The following is a 19420-nucleotide window of genomic DNA, read 5'->3' as shown; positions in this document are numbered from 1 at the left end:
TCTAGTTAATGAGTGATTCGATTTCTGTCAGAATATCCTCCGTACTCACTTCTTGTTCCTCTAGCTGTTTCGTATGTTCATCAACAAAAAATACATCATTCAATAGATACATTGCTAACTTTCTTAAGGACGGATAATTAAAAAATATAGATATATCCATGTCTATTCCCGTTATTTTATTTAGCTCATTTCTCATGGAAAATACCATAAGTGAATCGGCACCTTGTTCCGTTAAGGAAATATCAACAGATAATGATTCAGTATCCTTGAATCCCATTATTTTCCCAAGAACGTTTTGAAGATGATTTACTAGAAAATCATTTCTCTCATCTGGATTCAATTCTTCCAATTGCTCTAAAAAACTGAACTCATTTCCAGTTGCTTCTTTTCTCATTTCAGAAGTTTTATTATCTATCATAACTTTAGATAAATAATCTTTTACCGCTTCGCTAGAAATCTGGTTAACAAATATGTTCCAGTTCACATCTGCAATTAATATTGCATCCTCACTCTCATGAAACAATTCATTAATAATTTTCTTGCCACTTTCAGGAGATATATTTCCAATTCCCAAATTAACCATATTTTTACTCGTATTTTCATGTTCATCAGCCATCCCAGCACCTTGCCAAGGTCCCCAGCAAACAGTTGAAGTATAAAAACCTTGTGCATTTCTATAATGAGAAAATGTGTTTAAGAAATAGTTTGCTGCTGCATAGTTACTTTGACCTACATTACCTAGCAAAGATGTGATAGAAGAAAGCATAATAAAGAAATCTATCTCTTGATTCTTCAATGCATTATGAAGGTGCATTGTACCAATAACCTTTGGATTTAATACTTCCACAAAATCTTCCCACGTTTGATCCATAATCATTTTATCCTTTAATGTTCCAGCAGCATGGATAATCCCTTTAATCTCAGGCATGGTGCGATTCACTTCATCTATTATTCTATCTACATCTTTGCGAACCGAAACATCCCCTTGTAATATCTGAATTTCAACCCCATTTTTCGTTAATTTTGTCGTATATTCATTAGAGCCTCTTCTGCTTACTAGAACAATATGTTTTGCCCCTCTATCGACAAGATATTCCGCATAAATCAAGCCTAATGCCCCTGTTCCCCCAGTAATTAGATAGGTTGCATTTTCTTTAATTTCAAGTGATGTTGTACGATTCTTTTCCACCTTACTATCGTTAGATTTTCTCATTAACTTTGGTACATACCTTTTCCCATTATATCTAAGACAAACTTGCTTACCTTGGTCCTCCATCATTTCTTTTACTACCCGCATATCATTGTCCTCTTGCAAACAACTCCAGTCCACATCTATAATGCCACCCCAAAGCTGAGGGTGTTCAAATCTAACTACTTGTGAAAATCCCCATAATGTAGATTCTGCAATATTGATATTTTCTGAACCTACTACTTTTTGTACATCCTTAGTAATTACCCATAATTTCATTTTGTCTGCAAGTTTCAATTTATTAATTGATTGAACAAAATATAATAAACATCTTAATCCCGTATTTTGACTATCAACAACTTTGTCCATAGTCATATAAGATTCTTCCTTATAATTTATTCCACTTGCATAGACAATTTTATATTTTTTCGAATTGTATTTAGTATCTATCTCTTTCAATAACTCATAGATTTCTTCCTTATTGTTACCGGATATATAATAACTGTCTTGATTAACTGTATTGGAACCTTTTCCAACTATGCTAATGGTACTAGCTCCAAATCTTTCAAATTTATCTTTTATAATGTTTACTGCTTTTTCATCATCAGCTACGATAATTACTTTCTCATCATTATCAAGTCCAACTTCTTTATAATCATGTTTTTCTTCAAGCCAATGCTTATAGTAGTACATGTCATTAAAATTGTCTTCCAATTCTCTAAGCAAAGTATTTCTATCTGTAAGTTTAGCCATTACATTCTTCATCTCAAATATATTTTCTCCAAGCTCATTGTAAACCATAATTTCAGCTATCAACACGTCATTTTGAATCTCTGCTTTTGTATAGCACCATAATTTTTCAGATTTTTTATAGTTATAATTCAATTTCCCTATAAAAAATGGAATGGCTGTTTTCAAAATCCCACTTTCTTTTACATGTAAACTTAATTCATCAAAAGATAACGCTATAGTAGACTGGAATATCGAGTCAATTACACCGGGATAAAGTATATAAGATTCTAAATCCGGAATATCATTCAAAGGTTCTATCAAGCAAATTCCTTCCTGATCTCCTTTCCACATTTTCGTAATACGTTTAAATCCCTCATCCAAATTAAATCCAAAATTTGTTATTGCTTCATAAAAATCAAATTTATATTCATCATCTGCAAATTTAGCAACCAACTTATCGATTGATATATCTTCAAATTCATCAACGTATTCAGTATGATATTTAAAATTCCCTTTGCAATTTAATGTCCATTCTGGATCCTCTTTATTTATATCTTTGCTTATAATATTAAACTTTGTACTATCAGAACTTAAATTCTCTATAAATAATTGAACCTTTCTTTCTTGTTCACCATTTACTATTAGTGGCGTTCTAAATTCAATATTTTCTAAGGTACAGCTTAGCGGATTCTTTAATTGTTTAATTGCCGCTAATAACATTGACACGTGCGCTGCACCAGGTGATATAGATGAATCAAATATAATATGCTCTTTCATAAAATACGGACTTTCTGACGTATACACATTTTGGTATAAAACACCATCATTTAAGAAAGGTGACTGTATCTTTTGCCCCAAAAAGTTATGATGTAACTTTTCAACTTGACTTTTATTAGAAGTAGAATGTTCGAAAATCGGCTGTATCCAATACTTTTTTCTTTCAAATGGATATGTTGGTAGTGAGATCTTGTTCCAATTTCTATATCCTTTGAAAGCAAGGTTGTCCCAATTAATAGTGGCTCCATTTATATATAACTGAGCTATACTCAACGCAAAATAACCTAAGTCATCCTCTTTTCTCTTTAATGAAGATAATATTTTCTTCTCTTCGCTTAAGGTAAGAATACTTAGAGCGGAGAGAACTCGATCTGAACCTATTTCAAGAAATATTAAATCCTCTTCATTCTTAATTGAAGAAAGTGCATGATAAAAATTCACTCTATCTTTAATATGATTTGTCCAATAGTCTGCATCCAAAACATATGTTTCGTCGACGATTTTTCCAAACAAAGCTGAAGAATATTTTATATATGGTGCGCTATATTCTAATTCACTTGCAATCATCTTAAAATCTTCAAGTATCGAATTCATTAGTTGTGAATGGAAACCATGAGATACCTTTAATTGTCTACTGTCTATTCTTTTTGCTTTTGCGTCCTCTAAAACTTTTTCTACAGCTGTTTTATTACCTGATATTACAATATTGTGTTTTGAATTATAGGCCGCAATTGACACTGACTCCTTATATTCTTCTATTAAAGTGCTAACTGTTTTTTCATCTGCAAAAATCGTGCCCATTGTCCCAGAGCCAGGAGCTGATTCCATGAGTCTTCCCCTCGCAGCAACTAATTTAATTGCAACGTCCAGTGTTAGAACCCCCGATACAACTGCTGCTACATATTCCCCTATGCTATGTCCTAAAACAACCGATGGTTCGATTCCCAAACTTTCCCACAGCTTAAATAGTGAATATTCAATAGCAAATATTAACGGCTGTGCATACATTGTTTTTTTAATTTCATCTTCATTAGCCTTCTCACTATAAATCAAATCAACCAATGATTTCAGAATAAAGGGTTTAAATAGTTTGTCACATTCATCAAAAGCGGTTTTAAATACCAAATTAGTATTATATAATCCTTTTCCCATTCCAACATATTGCGATCCTTGGCCAGTAAACATAAATGCTACTTTACTTTTTCCATTCGTAAGGTAATTATTGTAATCCAAATTTGTAAATACTCCATCACAATAATTTCCTGATATATACAATTCCATTTTTTCTAACAATTCAGCTTTTGATTTCCCCACAACTGCAAATCTATATAGGAAATCCACTCGATTTCTATTTGCCGTATAGAGAATATCCTCAATACTTGCATGTTCATTTTCCTTAATATATTTCGTAAAGTTTTTGATTTGTTGAAATAAGGAATCTTTTGTCTTTGCAGATAACTTTAATATAAAATCAAATCCATCTTGTGTAATTTCTTCGATTTTCTTCATCTTAGGAGATTCCTGAACGATTATATGAGCATTAGATCCCCCAAAGCCGAATCCATTTATTCCTGCTATTCTTAATTTATGATCACTATTCCAAGGTGTATGTTTAGCTACTACCTCAACAGCAGATGCATCCCAATTGATAAATGGATTTGGTTCCTGAAAGTTTAAATTTCCAGGTATTATGTCGTTTTTAAAAGACAACAATACCTTTATCATACTTGCTATACCCGATGCTGCTTCAAGATGGCCAATATTCGATTTAACTGAACCTATCTTTAATGGATCGGCCTTCTTCCTATTGATACCATAAGAATCCGCAATCGCATGTACTTCAATTGGATCACCAAGTTTTGTACCAGTTCCATGTGTTTCAACATAATCTATATCCAAATCTGTTAAGTTTGCATTCTTCAAAGCTCTTTTAATTACCATTTTCTGAGATTGCCCATTAGGAGCCGTTAATCCATTACTTTTACCATCTTGATTGATACTTGTACCACGTATTACCCCTAAAATATTATCATTGTCTTCTATTGCATCTGACAATTTTTTAAGTAAGATAACACCCGCTCCCTCTCCTCTTCCGTAACCATTTGCTGAAGCATCAAAAGTCTTACTGTGACCGTCTGGTGACAATGCTTGCAATTTAGAGAAACCTACGTTCGCCACTGGGGTCAAAATTAAATTCACACCACCTACAACAGCTGCATCCACCTCTCCTGACTCTATGGCCTTACACGCAAAATGTAAGCCAGTAAGCGAAGACGAACATGCTGTATCAACAGATACACTAGGCCCTTCAAATCCAAATGTATAAGAAATTCTCCCACATGCTGTGCTAGAAGTTGCTCCAGTTAATGAATAAGCATCTATTTTAGATAAATCTCCAGAATTTCTATGAGAAAACGAATACTCTTCTCCTGAAATTCCTATATATACTCCAGTATTTGTTCCATAATATCTTGTAATATCTAAAGATGCATTTTCAAAAGCTTCCCAAGTTAACTCTAGTAATATTCTTTGTTGAGGATCTAGTGCCATTGCCTCTTTAGGAGAAATATTGAAAAATTGCGCATCAAATTCATCAATCGGCTTGTTTAAAAAACCACCTTTATTGGTATATACCTTTCCAGGAACACTTGGATTAGAATCATAATATTTTTCAACATCCCATCTGTTTTCAGGAACATCAGAAATACAACTTATACCATTTACCAACAAACCCCAATACTCATCTGGACTATTAGATCCTCCCGGAAAACGGCAACTCATTCCAACAATAGCTACTTGATTTTTATCATCATCTGCATTTTTCATTTCAAAAACATTTCGATTCATATCGCCGTTCTCATTTTTCAATACATTAAGAATATAATCTGTATATTTATTAACAGACGTGTAATCAAATAATGATGAAACTGGAATCGAGATATTAAATTTCTGGTTCACTTGATTCACAAACTCAGGTATATTAACTGAAACCATTCCGTACTCTGTAAACGGTAGATTATAATCATTTATTTTTAATCCTACCATTCCCTCTAGCAACTCAACAATATATCCTAATACTTTATCCCTTGAAAGCATTTTATTTTCGCTATGATTCAAATTCTCCTTTGTATCATTTAGCATATTTAATTTCTCCTTTATTGAATTAAATTCTCCATTATTATATCTCTTAGTAAGTTCAGCTCTTCTTATTTTCCCACTTGTCGTTTTAGGTATTTGCGAAATCGGAATCACTTCATCTATCATTAATCCAACTATTTCAAAGATATTTTTTTTAATATTCAGACTCTTATCAACGAATGTTTCTAGATCTCCCTTATGATAAACAAAAATGATTGCTTGCTCACGTCTAGTGCCATTATTAAAACCATTACAAGCAACATATTTATTTAATCCACTTTCATCTAAATTTTTGCGAATCACTTCTTCTATGTCATGACAAACATAATTAATGCCATTAACAGTAATAATCTCCTTAGATCTACCAATCATTACAAGTTTGTCGTTACTTATAAACCCGACGTCCCCTGTATTTAGCCATTCATCTTTAGTGAATACTTCTTCTGTTCTAGCCTCATCATTATAATAACCCTTTGAAACACAAGCCCCTTTTACTTTTATATGGCCAATTGTATGCTCCTGGAGATCATTTCCTTGATCATCGGTTATTTTAATATCAATGTTATGAAATGGCTTCCCAAGCTCAACAAATAATATTCCTTCTTTTTGTGTATGTTCATCACAATATTGAATTTTTTCACCCACATTTAAATGCTTTCTATTAAGATTATGAGTTATCATACTGGTATTGTTTTTTGCAAGTGTAACTGCAAGCGTTGCTTCCGCTAATCCATACCCAGGAACAAGAGATTTCTCATTCAAATTATACTTTCCTAATAGCGCAACAAATTCTTTGCATAGATTAAATGAAATCTGTTCTGCACCCATCATAATATTTTTCACACAGGAAAGATCCCATTCTCTATTTGGTTTTCTTCTCTTCATAATTTTCAAAAAGTGTTGCATACCAAAAGAAGGTGTTCCTAAATTTGTTATTCGATACTCATCTACTTTATCGAACCATATAGAAGGTGATCTTACATACGTTTTTACAGGGATATGATATTGATTTACTCCTAATATTATAGGTAATAAATGGAACATAACCATTCCAAAATCATGCGTTAATGGTTTCCAAGAAAGAAATTTGTTGGTATTATCCATATTCATTGATTCAATTGTTCCAAAAACATTAGCAAATACGTTTGAGTTTTGAATAATTACACCTTTAGGATTGCCTGTTGAACCAGAAGAAAATTGAATATATGCTATATCTTCAGGCTTTGAGCCTACTTTACATTTTTCTAATCTTTCACAATTTATATCTGTCTTATAATCTATTGAATTAAAATCTACAACCCTTGATTTTAGCTCATCCATTATCTCGGGATTTAATACCATATTTTTCTTGAGGTTTACTAAGAACGTTTCACTGTCATATAGCAAATATGGATTGTTTAACTTTTTCCACACTCCAGCTAACTTATTACCAGTATATTCACTATCAATTAATTCTACTGGTACAGCTATATAGTTCGACATTAAACATGCCCAAAAACCGTATATCATTGTTTTTAAACTTGAACATTGCAGTATAACTTCTGATCTTTCTGGAATATTCAGTTTTTTTAAATATTTACTTATAATCAAACTTTCAACATACAATTCTTTATATGTAATATACTCTTCTTGATCTCTTGAATTAATAATTGTAATTCCATTGTTCCCCTTCGTTGCCTCATATAAAGCTTCAACTAAGTTTCTAAAATCTTTTTTCATACTATCTCTCCCTGTATAATAGTATCAAAAACTCATGTTAAATGAATTTTTATCCAAAGTCATTTACCCTTAAATATCTGTTTTATTTTGTCGAAACTATTAACTGAAAGTCAAAATCAGCTATGCAGTTTTCTTGTTCATTATAATTACTGAAAAGAAAATATGTTATTTTGATTTTTCCGCAGTCGAAAATTAATAAAATGTTCTTCCTGTTCTATTTGAAAATAAATATTCTTATTTAATAAATATTTTAATGTATAACCTGGAACCTTACCAAAGGAATGCCCAGGGAATATACGCACCACAGGATTAATTACTTTTTTAACCATTTGGATACTCTTAAACATTTCCTTAGCTGATCCACCTCCCCCATCACACATGCCACATCCTTCTATGAATATAGTATCTCCTGTAAACAAACTTTTTTCTAATAAAAAGCACATCCCACCAGCTGTATGGCCAGGCGTTAATAAACATGTGATTTTTGTTTTACCAATAAAAATATTATCCAAATGATTTACAACATTTAAATTTTCGCATTGAAAGTGATAATAAGCTTGTTCAACGGCAGAAATATATACCTGCGCATGATATCGATTAGCCAATATCTCAGCCAAATTAACATGATCAAAATGCGAGTGGGTTAATAAAATCTTATGAAGTTTTACATTTAAATGTGCAATTTTATCTAAAATTAAATCAATTTCCCATGCAGGGTCTACAATTACTGCCTCCTTAGAAAATTTATCAACAATAATATATGTATAATTTACAAATTCCGGATTACGAACCCTTAGTAGATGCACTTGATATGTAACACTCACATTTCTACCTCCCATTAATAGTAATGCGATATATATATATAGTTTATAGACCTTGGCTTTCTTTCTTAAAATTTGTTAATGAGATAACACCAATATTTATCTAACAAATCAGAAATTCAGAAAATTAAATCTCAAAAAACCAATTTGATAAGTTCAAAAAACAGTTAAAGTTTATCCTAATTTAAAATTTTATTACAATGTTTAATATTTACTAAATTAATTTCTTTTCAATACAACAAATGATTTTGGCATAAGGGGCAGGTAACATAGTGAAGGATAACAATTAGGTGATGTTGAATGGAGCATCTTGATTAATCTCTTTAGCACAAATTCCTTCATAGATAATATTAAAAAGCTAGTTCATTTGACTATATTCAATTTACTTCCCAAGTGTAAACCTGATAGTCATTAAAATAATTAGACAATATTTAGTTACGGCTATAATTCTAAAGAAAGCTGGTAACACTTTAATACAAGAATATTACTATATAAAATAATTAGACAATAAATTAATAGTCTCATACTATTTCTTTCTCAAAATAAGTGAAGGAACAGCTTAACCATCAAATCTGGTTTAAAAACTTTTCATCAATGCGTACTTTTGGATTAGTGTAACATTATTGTAGGGAAAAATACTCTTGATATTATATCATTTCGGTTTAAACAATATTAATATCTAATAGACAATTTTAACGTTTAAAATATATTGTCTTATTTGTAATAACATCTATATACATAATACCACAAATTGTTATTTTTACCATTATTTTTTGAAGGTTTTTCATATTTTTTACATTTTTCTTATTTTTTAATAAATTCATATATATTAGTTTCATAGAAGAACACATTCTTTCCTTACATTTAGGTAACATAATACTTTTAAATATAGAAATAATTACTTTTTCAACCTATTCTATAGCTAATAGAATTATTTACTTTAGTACCTGTAAGAAACTCAAAACAACGAGGTATTATGTAACTTGCCATTCAATCTCATGAATTTTTTCAAGGTAAAGATGGCAATATTTTTTATACATCCTGATATGTTTCTTTTTATAGAAAACTACGCTTTTTATTTTAGTAAAACGAATGAATTTTTAATTATTTTTATATTATTAAAATAAAATATCATTTAAATCAATATACTTAATTTTCTAGAGGGAGTTGGAGATGTCATATCACTCCTACCAACCTATTAGATATTGTGTAAAGGTCCTCTCTTTTTTCCATAACTCATATTTATTTTCACATGATTACTCGTAAACTAAATTAATAATATTTCTACCAATATAATTAAACCTATCATTTGGCAAATAGTATGCTGTAAAATACAAATTTAACCACCTTGTCTCAAATTCTGTACCTATTACTTGTTCCATCTTTCTAAAAGAAAGGTAGTTTCATGCATTATATTAAAGTACTTTGGATACCTCTCAACCTTATTATGAATATATAACATACATAAAAACTCTCTCCAATTTATTCCGTTTACAAGGAGTTTATCGTTACCTCAAGCCTTTATAAATAAACTAAGTTGTCTTTCAACAGCATAAAAGGGATGAAAAAATCCCATCCCCTAATTTCTTTATGCTGACTCTTCTACTTTCAAAACCGCCTTTTTCTTTGTGAATTTCCACTTTATCCTATACATAACATAATAAGCAGTCGGTACAATAATTAACGTTAAGAGCGTAGATGCCATTAAACCAGAAATAACCACAATAGCAAGGGATCGAGAGATAAGTCCTCCATCTGTTGACAACGCTAGCGGCATAAGTGCTCCAATTGTAGCAAGGGCTGTCATTAAAATCGGACGGAGCCTTGTTGCCCCTGCTTCTAATATAGCTTCCTTTATAGCCATTCCTTTCTTTTCATTTTGTATAACTCGATCCATCAACACTATGGCATTTGTAACAACAATTCCAATCAACATAAGGAACCCAACAAGCGCAGGCATCCCTAAAGGTTCGTTAGTCATATATAATCCAAGCAAACCACCTGTAAAAAGGAATGGTAGGGAAAATAAAATCGCAAATGGAGCCATTATATTTCCAAATGTCACTAGCATGACCATGAAAACAAGAACAACCGCAATCCCCATAGCAACAATCATATTTTGAAACCCTTCATTCATAGCTTGCGATTGTCCTTCCGAGCGGTACTTTACTCCTTTTGGTAAATCTAGAGTCTTTAAACGTTTATCTATTTCTGCTTGAACGCCAGAAACGTTATCTGTTGTAAATCTTGCACTTACTTGTACATACTCTTGTTGATTCAAACGGTTCAGCGCAGAAGGTCCAGGCTCTTCAGAAAGTGTCGCTACATCCGACAACTTTACCTGTTGACCAAGAGGGCTCATAATCTGTTGACTTGTAATACTTTCAATGGATGTGAGATTATCGCTTTTTAAGCTTACATTCACAGAAGTCGTTTTTCCATCTAATTGTACTGCTGTAATATTTTCACCAGAGATAATTCCCCTTACAAAAGCGGCCACCATCATCGGGTTCAAACCTTTTTCTGCGGCTTTTTCTTCATCAATTGCGAGATTAAGTTGAGGCTTTACTGCGGATAAGTTTGTTTTCACATTAGACAAACCTTTTATATCCTTTATATTCTCTACAATTTTATTACCGGCATTCTCCAGGTCTCTAGTATTTCCGCCTTCCACAATAAGAGCAAATTGCCCTCCTCCACCTGTTATACTAATTGGTGTCAAAGTTGTTTCAATATCAGTCCCCAAACTTCCCATCTTTTCTTTAATATCTTTTTCAAAAGTTGTTACTTCTTCTTTCGTCACGCTATCCTTCAGATCAATAGATAAACCAACTTTTTCTCCTGAAACATTCGTTTGATAACTTTTTATACTCACTTGTTTACTAAGAATACTTTCCATATCCTTCGCCACACTGTTAGCTTTATGAAGTGATGTTCCAACAGGTAAATCTGTTGTTAAATTATATGAGACTGCCTTTTCTTCAGGTAGAAAGTTTTTTGGAATCATCGGCACAAGTACTAAAGATGAAGAAAATACAACAAACGCAAAAATAAGTGTTATCACTTTTTTTTGCATCGCCCAACTCAGCATAAGTTGATATGCTCTCTGTAGCATTGTTTCTTGTGGTTCCTTATGCTTCAAACGCAATAAGAACAATTTAGCAAAAAGTGGTACAACTGTTAATGAAACAAGTAATGAGAATGCAAGTGCCACAATAACCGTAATTCCAAAAGGCGCGAAGAACTTCCCAATAATTCCTGGTACGAACGAAAGCGGACCAAATACCGCCATAGTTGTGATTGTTGAAGATGTAACTGCGCCGCCAACTTCCTTAGCAGCCGTAAGAACCATTCCTTCATCACGCTGTTTACTATTTAACGTTCTTCGGTAAATGTTTTCAATCACTACGATAGAATCATCAATTACCCGACCAACTGCTACCGCAATACCTGCTAACGTCATCATATTCAAACTGTATTGTAAATACTTCATTGTAATCATAGCTGCCAACACGGAAAGTGGAATCGATAATACTGCCACAATCGTAGCTCTTACATTACGCAAAAATACAAATGTTACGATGACAGCAAATAATGTTCCAAGCAACACTTCCTTAAGCATGCTGTTAACCGATTTTTCCACTTGTTTCGAACTATCATACAGTTTGGTCAATTTATACCCATCTGGTAGTTGTAAATCAGACAACTTTTGATTAATTTGCTTTACAACCTCCACTGCGTTCGCCCCTGGCTGCGCTTTAACTGATACAAGAACAGCAGGTGTATCCTTCAATCTTGTATATATCGTTTCTGTTTTACTTCCAAACTCCACAGTTGCCACATCTGATAGTTTTACCGTTTGTACTTCTGTAGAACCTGGCACCATCATTTCCACATTTTTCACGTCAGTAAGTGATTTCAGTTTGTAGTCTGCTTGAACATTTAATGTTTTTTCATTTATATTAACCTGCCCCGCCGGAAAAGAAAAATTGTGTGCTAAAAGCGCCTGCTTCACTACATCATAAGTAATATTCTTTTCTTTCATTTTTTCAGTATCTAGTTTAATAGATAACTGTTTTTCCGTTTCACCGGAAACGTCCACCTTACCTATATCTTCAACAGTAGACAAAGTCGTTTTAATTCTTTCATTCACATATTGCGAAATGTCCGCCTGCTTAGCATTTTCTGAGGAAATAGCAAAAGTAAATATTGGCATCTGTGAGGGTCCATCTTTTATAATGGCAGGTTTCCCTGCCCCATCCGGTAATTTTAGCGACGCAACGGCGCTTGTTACATCTTTCTCTGCCTCATCCAATTTCTGATCCATGTCAAATCCTAAAATAGCAACTACACTGTCACTGTGGGATTGAATATATAAATTATCTAGTTTTTGAATATTAGAGAGTGCAGTTTCTAACGGTTTCCCTATATCCTCTAACCCTTGATCTGGTGTGGCCCCCGCATAAGGAATCTGTATGACTAGATATGGAATATCAACATTTGGCATCTGCTCCATTTTCATGGTTTTAATAGAGTATATTCCACCAACAAAGATAAAAATCATTGCCAAAAAAACAACACCTACATTTTTTAAGGAAAATCGAATCCAAGATTCCATCTCCATTCCTCCTGTTCCTTTGTGTTTATTTTATGTATCAAACGAAACGTTCTGACTGATAGAATCTCATATAAGATACAATCTCTCCCGATTTAAACCATACAGAGACCAAGTTCCTAGCACAAGGGAGCTTTCTTAATATACAAGTCTCTTATTTAAGTTTCTATTTCCACTACACATACAACAAAAATTTACAGACATAGAACGGAAGATTTTTTAAATTATTTTCATATTTCAGATTTCCAGAAACTTAACTATACCTCCTTCTTTACTAAATAACCTCCTGCCATTATTAGAAAAGATTATACCTTTCATACATTTTCCTAATAACTATTATCAGCTCCTATCACCCTCTTCTAATTGTAAATTTTATCCTGGAAATGTCAACCTGAAAAATTCATTTTTAAAAATATTCTAAAAACAATATATTCGCTATTTTAATCCCTGAGTATATCTCATAACCGAACCATATTAGGCGACATCTTATATGTGCTTCTTGCTTTTCTTTATATTCATATCTCCAGTAATAAAATAAAACAAGACAAGACAAGATAAATATGAGGTAAGCCTATAGTTATTCAAGAAAAGGGTACGATTACGGAGTCAGAAGTAAATGTTCAGTTTAAAACATGTTTTAGACGGAACATCCTTTGTCTAATTGAATATTACTATTTGTATTTGTCTTATTAAAATAAAATATTAGACTGTATAGTGAATATCACTAATTTACAAACTGATTTACAGTAGTCTTTAATAACTATTGGCTTAAAATTATAAAGTATCGGGTGAAAAAGTAATGAGGAATCATTCATTTAGAGTTGAACATGAGTAATGTTCTTGTTATAGAACTAGAAGATGTTACTTTTATTGATTACATTCTATTTAGGTATAAATATTACTTGTTTATTAATTCATCCACATCATTTCCTCCTTCCCATATATTAGACGACGCAACCTATGGAAAAGTTTTATACATTCATAAAAAAATACGGATGGCAATAACATTTTTTATAAATCACTTCCTAAGCAAATTACATATAATAAACCGAATAGTCGTTACAATACATTCACCTGAAGAGCGTCTTCCTCCCAAGGCGCTCTTTCATTTTGCAATAAGGATTTTTATAGTCAAGATTCCCCTCAGCTCTAAAGATCGCTAAATGAAAAAGAGAACCCATTTAATCGAGTCCTCCTGCTTCCTAACGCTCACTTAAAGAATCTAATATCTCATGGCCATACAAAGAGGGCTTCATAATATCAAAACCAATAAAGTCTTCATACTGCTTATCTGAAAAATAAAATACGATATTATGAAATAACACTTTTTGCAAATGAGTATCCTGAGAAAGTCTAAATGAGTATATGTATTTATCATCACTTGAAGTTTTCTTTTTATATATTTTACTTCTATTTGTTAATCCTTTTAATTTAAGAGCATTTTCTCCAAAAAACTCAATCCCCACTATACGATCAAATTGATCTATATCTAAATTTAGGTTTGGATTTTCTTCTAATTCTTCAGTCGATTCAATCTCAATTTCTGAAGTGAATGGAATTACATACAGATATGCCATCTGGATTTCAGGGTCATATGTAATTAATTTTTTCATGATACACCTCATATCCGTATTTATTTGTCTTGTTCCCTATTTTAAAACATAATACAATTAAAATGTAACTTAATAAGCTATAACTAGTAGGTGTGGTAATCATCTCTTCCATTTTGAAAAAGGGGGGAGGTGATAAAGTGAAACTTTAATCAGTGGGGGTTTTCTTCATCCCCCACTGATTGTTAGTTGAACCAATCGGACTTTTATGGGCAGTTGATCCCCCACCTAAATTCTTTTCTTTCGCTGAATTTTGAGATGGGGGTCTTACTGCCCATTAAAGTGGGATAAAATGATCGCGATGTTTGTAATTAAATTAGTGTATGGTATCCTAACCGGAGCTGGCGTTGTCATCGGTAGAAGATACGTCGGTCCGTGGCTAATTTCTGTATACAAAAAAGCGAGAACCACCCTGCTTCGTGGAAAAGGTAAGGGCGGTTCTCGGCTAAAACGTTAATGTAATTGTCTTATAACCGCACCTACTACCACCACAATAGTAAGTTAGGTTACAAAGGCAGAAGTTTCTCAGGCTTCTGTCTTCTTTATTTTATGCAAAATTCATATTATATACTCTATCATCATTGTAACACATTCTAATTATTTTTAGTCAAGAGAAAAAACACCTAAAGGGCTCTCCTTCAGGTGTTTCTCTTTTTACGCTAACGCAGCTGCCTGTTCTTGTTGATCTACAGGAATAACAGCGTCTGTTAGTGCTTTTTCTAGTTCAGCTGTATATTTCATTTGTTCTTCTTTGCTCCAGCCTAGTTTCGCAGCCATGTAGTTGATTACTGCTTCTTTCCACTCGTATACCCAGTGGATGTTGAAGAATACAGCGCCTCTGCGGCGTACGAAGAAGTCAACTGGTTTTGCTGTCATTTCGTAATCCATTGCGTATACAAGTGGGATTAGAACTTCAAGCGGCATGTTGTATTCTTTCGCTTCTTCTTTATGTTTTTTCGCTAAGTCGAACAGTACATCAACGTTAGAGCCGTAGAATTTCGCGAACTCTTCTGCTTGTACTTTCGTTAAACCAGATTTTGTACCTTCGTCTGCTTTTTTCGCAACAAATGCTGGGAATCCGTGTGAACCATCTACATGTCCACCAGAGATTGGCATATGTTTCGTATCGCTCTTCGGATATGCGCTATGACCTTCTTTTTGTAGTAAGTTCGTTACGTAATCTACTACCATTTCAGCCATTTTACGGTATCCTGTTAATTTACCACCTGCGATTGTAATTAAACCAGATTCAGAAGTCCAAATTTCATCTTTACGAGAAATTTCAGATGCATTCTTACCTTCTTCATAAATTAACGGACGTACACCAGCCCAGCTTGATTCAATGTCTTTCTCTGTAATTTTCACGCTTGGGAACATGTAGTTAATCGCATTAATGATGTATGTGCGATCTTCTGTTGTCATTTGTGGTACAGCTGCGTCTTTATCATAGAACGTATCTGTTGTACCTACGTATGTTTTTCCTCCGCGAGGAATCGCGAACACCATACGTTTATCTGGTGTATCGAAGTAAATTGCTTGCCCGAGTGGGAAACGTTTTTGATCAATTACTAAGTGAACACCTTTTGATAACTGAAGTACTTTTCCTTTTTTCGAGTTATCTTTTTCACGAAGTGTATCTACCCAAGGACCAGCTGCGTTTACAATTTTCTTACCGTAAACTTCATATACTTCACCGTCTAGTAAATCGATTACACGTACACCGCATACTTTTCCATCTTTATATAAGAAACTGTCTACTTTTGCGTAGTTAACAGCTTTCGCACCATGCTCAATTGCTTCTTTCATTACTTCAATTGTAAGACGCGCATCGTCTGTACGATATTCTACGTAGTAACCGCCGCCTTTTAATCCTTCTTTTTTTACAAGAGGCTCTTTGTTTAGCGTTTCTTCACGGTTAAACATCTTTCTGCGCTCGCTTCGTTTTACACCTGCTAAGAAGTCGTATACACGAAGACCAATTGATGTACTAAATGATCCGAACGTACCGCCTGTATGGAACGGAAGTAACATCCACTCTGGTGTTGTTACATGGGGACCGTTCTCATATACGATCGCACGCTCTTTACCCACCTCTGCTACCATTTTCACTTCAAGTTGTTTTAAATAACGTAGACCACCGTGTACAAGCTTCGTTGAACGACTTGATGTACCTGCTGCAAAGTCCTGCATTTCAAACACAATTGTTGATAACCCGCGTGTTGCTCCATCTAATGCAATACCAGAACCAGTAATACCTCCACCAATTACGATCACATCTAACTCTTGTTTATTTACTCCGTTTAATACGTCTTTACGTTGTTTACTTGAAAATTTCATGGTAATTCCTCCCTTTGATAACGAAAAAAGAGACCACAAACTCCGCTATAGATTTCGCCTCTATAGCGCGTTGTGGTCTCTCCAAATCTCCTACCGAATTATTAACTTGTCACCATTATAACACTGTTTATGATTATTTGAAAGCTTTTGTTGCTTCAATTGCTTTTTTCCATCCAGCATATAGCTCTTCGCTTGTTTCCGCTTCCATCGTTGGTTCAAAGCGTTTGTCCATATGCCACTGTGATTTAATTTCATCTTGGTTTTTCCAATATCCAACCGCAAGACCAGCTAAGTATGCTGCACCTAAAGCTGTCGTTTCGTTGATCACTGGACGCTCTACAGGAACATCTAAAATATCACTTTGGAACTTCATTAAGAAGTTATTTTTAACCGCTCCGCCATCAACGCGTAATGTTTTCAGTTCAATACCTGAATCTGCTTCCATTGCGCATAATACATCTTTCGTTTGGTAAGCTAAAGATTCTAGCGTTGCACGAATGAAATGCTCTTTCGTCGTACCGCGTGTTACACCAAACATAGCGCCGCGTACTTCACTATCCCAATAAGGTGTTCCTAGTCCAACGAATGCTGGTACAACGTATACACCGTCAGTTGATTCAACGCGAGAGGCATATACTTCACTCTCACTTGCATCTTTAAACATGCGCATTCCGTCACGTAACCACTGAATCGCAGAACCTGCTACGAAAATACTTCCTTCTAATGCGTAGTTCACTTTACCATCTATTCCCCATGCAATTGTTGTTAATAGACCGTGCTCAGAAGCTACTGCTTTTTCACCTGTGTTCATTAACATAAAGCAACCAGTTCCGTAAGTGTTCTTCGCCATACCTTCACCGAAACAAGCTTGTCCAAATAAAGCTGCTTGTTGGTCACCAGCTACACCTGCAATCGGTACATTTTGACCGAAGAAGTGGTAATCAATTGTTTCTCCATATATTTCAGATGATGGACGTACTTCTGGAAGCATACTCTTTGGTACTGTTAACATGTCTAGAAGCTCATCATCCCACTGTAAGTCGTGAATATTAAACATTAACGTACGTGATGCGTTTGAGTAATCTGTTACGTGTGCTTTACCACCAGATAGTTTCCATACAAGCCATGAATCAATTGTTCCGAATAATAGATCCCCGTTTTCTGCTTTCTCTCTTGCACCTTCAACGTTATCTAAAATCCACTTTACTTTCGTTCCAGAGAAGTATGCATCAATTAAAAGACCTGTTTTTTCGCGAACCATTTCGCTATAACCTTTTTCTTTTAACTCATCACAAATTTCAGCTGTTTGGCGAGATTGCCATACGATTGCGTTGTAAATTGGTTTACTAGTTGTTTTATCCCATACAACCGTTGTTTCACGTTGGTTCGTAATACCGATACCAGCGATTTGTTCTGGTTTTACATCTGCTTCGCTTAAGCAAGTTGCGATAACTGCTAAAATAGATCCCCAAATTTCTTGCGCATTATGCTCTACCCAGCCTGGCTTTGGAAAATGTTGTGTAAACTCTTTTTGAGCTGAATGAACAATTTCACCTTTTTTATTGAATAAAATTGCACGTGAGCTTGTTGTTCCTTGGTCTAATGAAAGAATATATTTTTTCATATCGGTTTCCCCCTTATGCTACTTTTCTACTATTTGTATTGCTTCCGCTTTTTTTACTTGTCATATAAGAGATTGCTAGTACAATCACAGTTGCGATAATCACATAAATAAGTGCTGAATTTTGTTTTCCTTCAAATACAACTTGATGGAATAAACCTGCAAGTGATCCACCTAAAATTGGACCTACTACTGGAATCCATGCATACTTCCAGTTTGAACCGCCTTTTCCTGCAATCGGAAGGAAGAAGTGTGCGATACGCGGACCTAAATCACGTGCTGGGTTAATTGCGTATCCTGTTGTCCCACCTAATGATAAACCAATACTTACAATTAAGAAACCTACGATAAATGGATTTAATCCATCTGCAAATTTATTTGCACCAATTGCTAATATACCAAATACTAAAACGAATGTTCCAATCATTTCACTTAAAAGGTTTGCAAATGTGTTCGGAATTGCTGGACCTGTTGCAAATACACCTAACTTTGTTCCTGGATCTTCTGTTTCTTTCCAGTGTGGTAAGTAATGTAAATATACGATAACTGCCCCGATAATTGCCCCAATCATTTGTGCTACGATATAACCTGGTACGTCACTCCATGGGAACGCTCCCTTAAATGCTAGTCCTATCGTTAAAGCTGGATTCAAATGTGCCCCACTAATTGATCCAACCGCATACGCTGCAACCGCTACTGCTAAGCCCCAGCCCATTGTAATAACAATCCAACCTGAATCTTTCGCAAACGATTTCTTTAAACTTACACCAGCACAAACGCCGCCACCAAGTACGATTAACAACGCAGTCCCTATTAACTCTCCTAAAAATGCTGACATAGTATCCCTCCACAATCAATTTA

8 protein-coding genes are annotated in these 19420 nt (G+C 34.0%); 1 reads left to right on the top strand and 7 read right to left on the bottom strand.

Going from position 1 to position 19420, the window contains the following annotated elements; translation table 11 throughout:
- Position 1: 1 nt before the first annotated feature.
- The 4 genes from MHH27_RS05645 to MHH27_RS05630 all read right to left on the bottom strand — a co-directional run bounded on the left by MHH27_RS05645 (position 2) and on the right by MHH27_RS05630 (position 14604).
- Positions 2 to 7555, bottom strand: coding sequence for an SDR family NAD(P)-dependent oxidoreductase (locus MHH27_RS05645; RefSeq protein WP_340941878.1), 7554 nt, complete (start codon positions 7553 to 7555; stop codon positions 2 to 4).
- Between the two features lie 146 nt (positions 7556 to 7701).
- Positions 7702 to 8379 carry an MBL fold metallo-hydrolase gene (locus MHH27_RS05640; protein ID WP_340941876.1) on the bottom strand — a complete coding sequence of 226 codons (678 nt, stop codon included), beginning with the start codon at positions 8377 to 8379 and terminating at the stop codon, positions 7702 to 7704.
- Positions 8380 to 9964: 1585 nt separating this feature from the next.
- Entirely contained in the window at positions 9965 to 12994 is a 3030-nt protein-coding gene (locus MHH27_RS05635) for an efflux RND transporter permease subunit (protein ID WP_340941874.1), read from the bottom strand.
- A 1199-nt stretch (positions 12995 to 14193) separates the two neighbouring features.
- Entirely contained in the window at positions 14194 to 14604 is a 411-nt protein-coding gene (locus MHH27_RS05630) for a DUF2283 domain-containing protein (protein ID WP_151527557.1), read from the bottom strand.
- Between the two features lie 289 nt (positions 14605 to 14893).
- Between MHH27_RS05630 and MHH27_RS05625 the strand changes: the two genes are divergently transcribed.
- Entirely contained in the window at positions 14894 to 15058 is a 165-nt protein-coding gene (locus MHH27_RS05625; protein ID WP_000561154.1) for a hypothetical protein, read from the top strand.
- 197 nt (positions 15059 to 15255) lie between these two features.
- Here MHH27_RS05625 and glpD read toward each other — a convergent pair whose 3' ends face one another.
- The 3 genes from glpD to glpF form a co-directional block, all read right to left on the bottom strand.
- Complete coding sequence (gene glpD / locus MHH27_RS05620) at positions 15256 to 16938, bottom strand: aerobic glycerol-3-phosphate dehydrogenase (protein ID WP_000672829.1); 1683 nt, start codon at positions 16936 to 16938, stop codon at positions 15256 to 15258.
- A gap of 133 nt (positions 16939 to 17071) precedes the next feature.
- Entirely contained in the window at positions 17072 to 18562 is a 1491-nt protein-coding gene (gene glpK / locus MHH27_RS05615; protein WP_000760007.1) for a glycerol kinase GlpK, read from the bottom strand.
- 13 nt (positions 18563 to 18575) lie between these two features.
- Positions 18576 to 19397, bottom strand: coding sequence for a glycerol uptake facilitator protein GlpF (gene glpF, locus MHH27_RS05610; protein WP_001272200.1), 822 nt, complete (start codon positions 19395 to 19397; stop codon positions 18576 to 18578).
- Positions 19398 to 19420: the final 23 nt, after the last annotated feature.

This window comes from Bacillus sp. FSL L8-0152, assembly GCF_038006365.1.
Taxonomy (GTDB): Bacteria; Bacillota; Bacilli; order Bacillales; family Bacillaceae_G; genus Bacillus_A; species Bacillus_A cereus.
The sequence above is the reverse complement of the archived record's forward strand: the minus strand, read 5'-3'. Positions and strand labels throughout refer to the sequence as shown.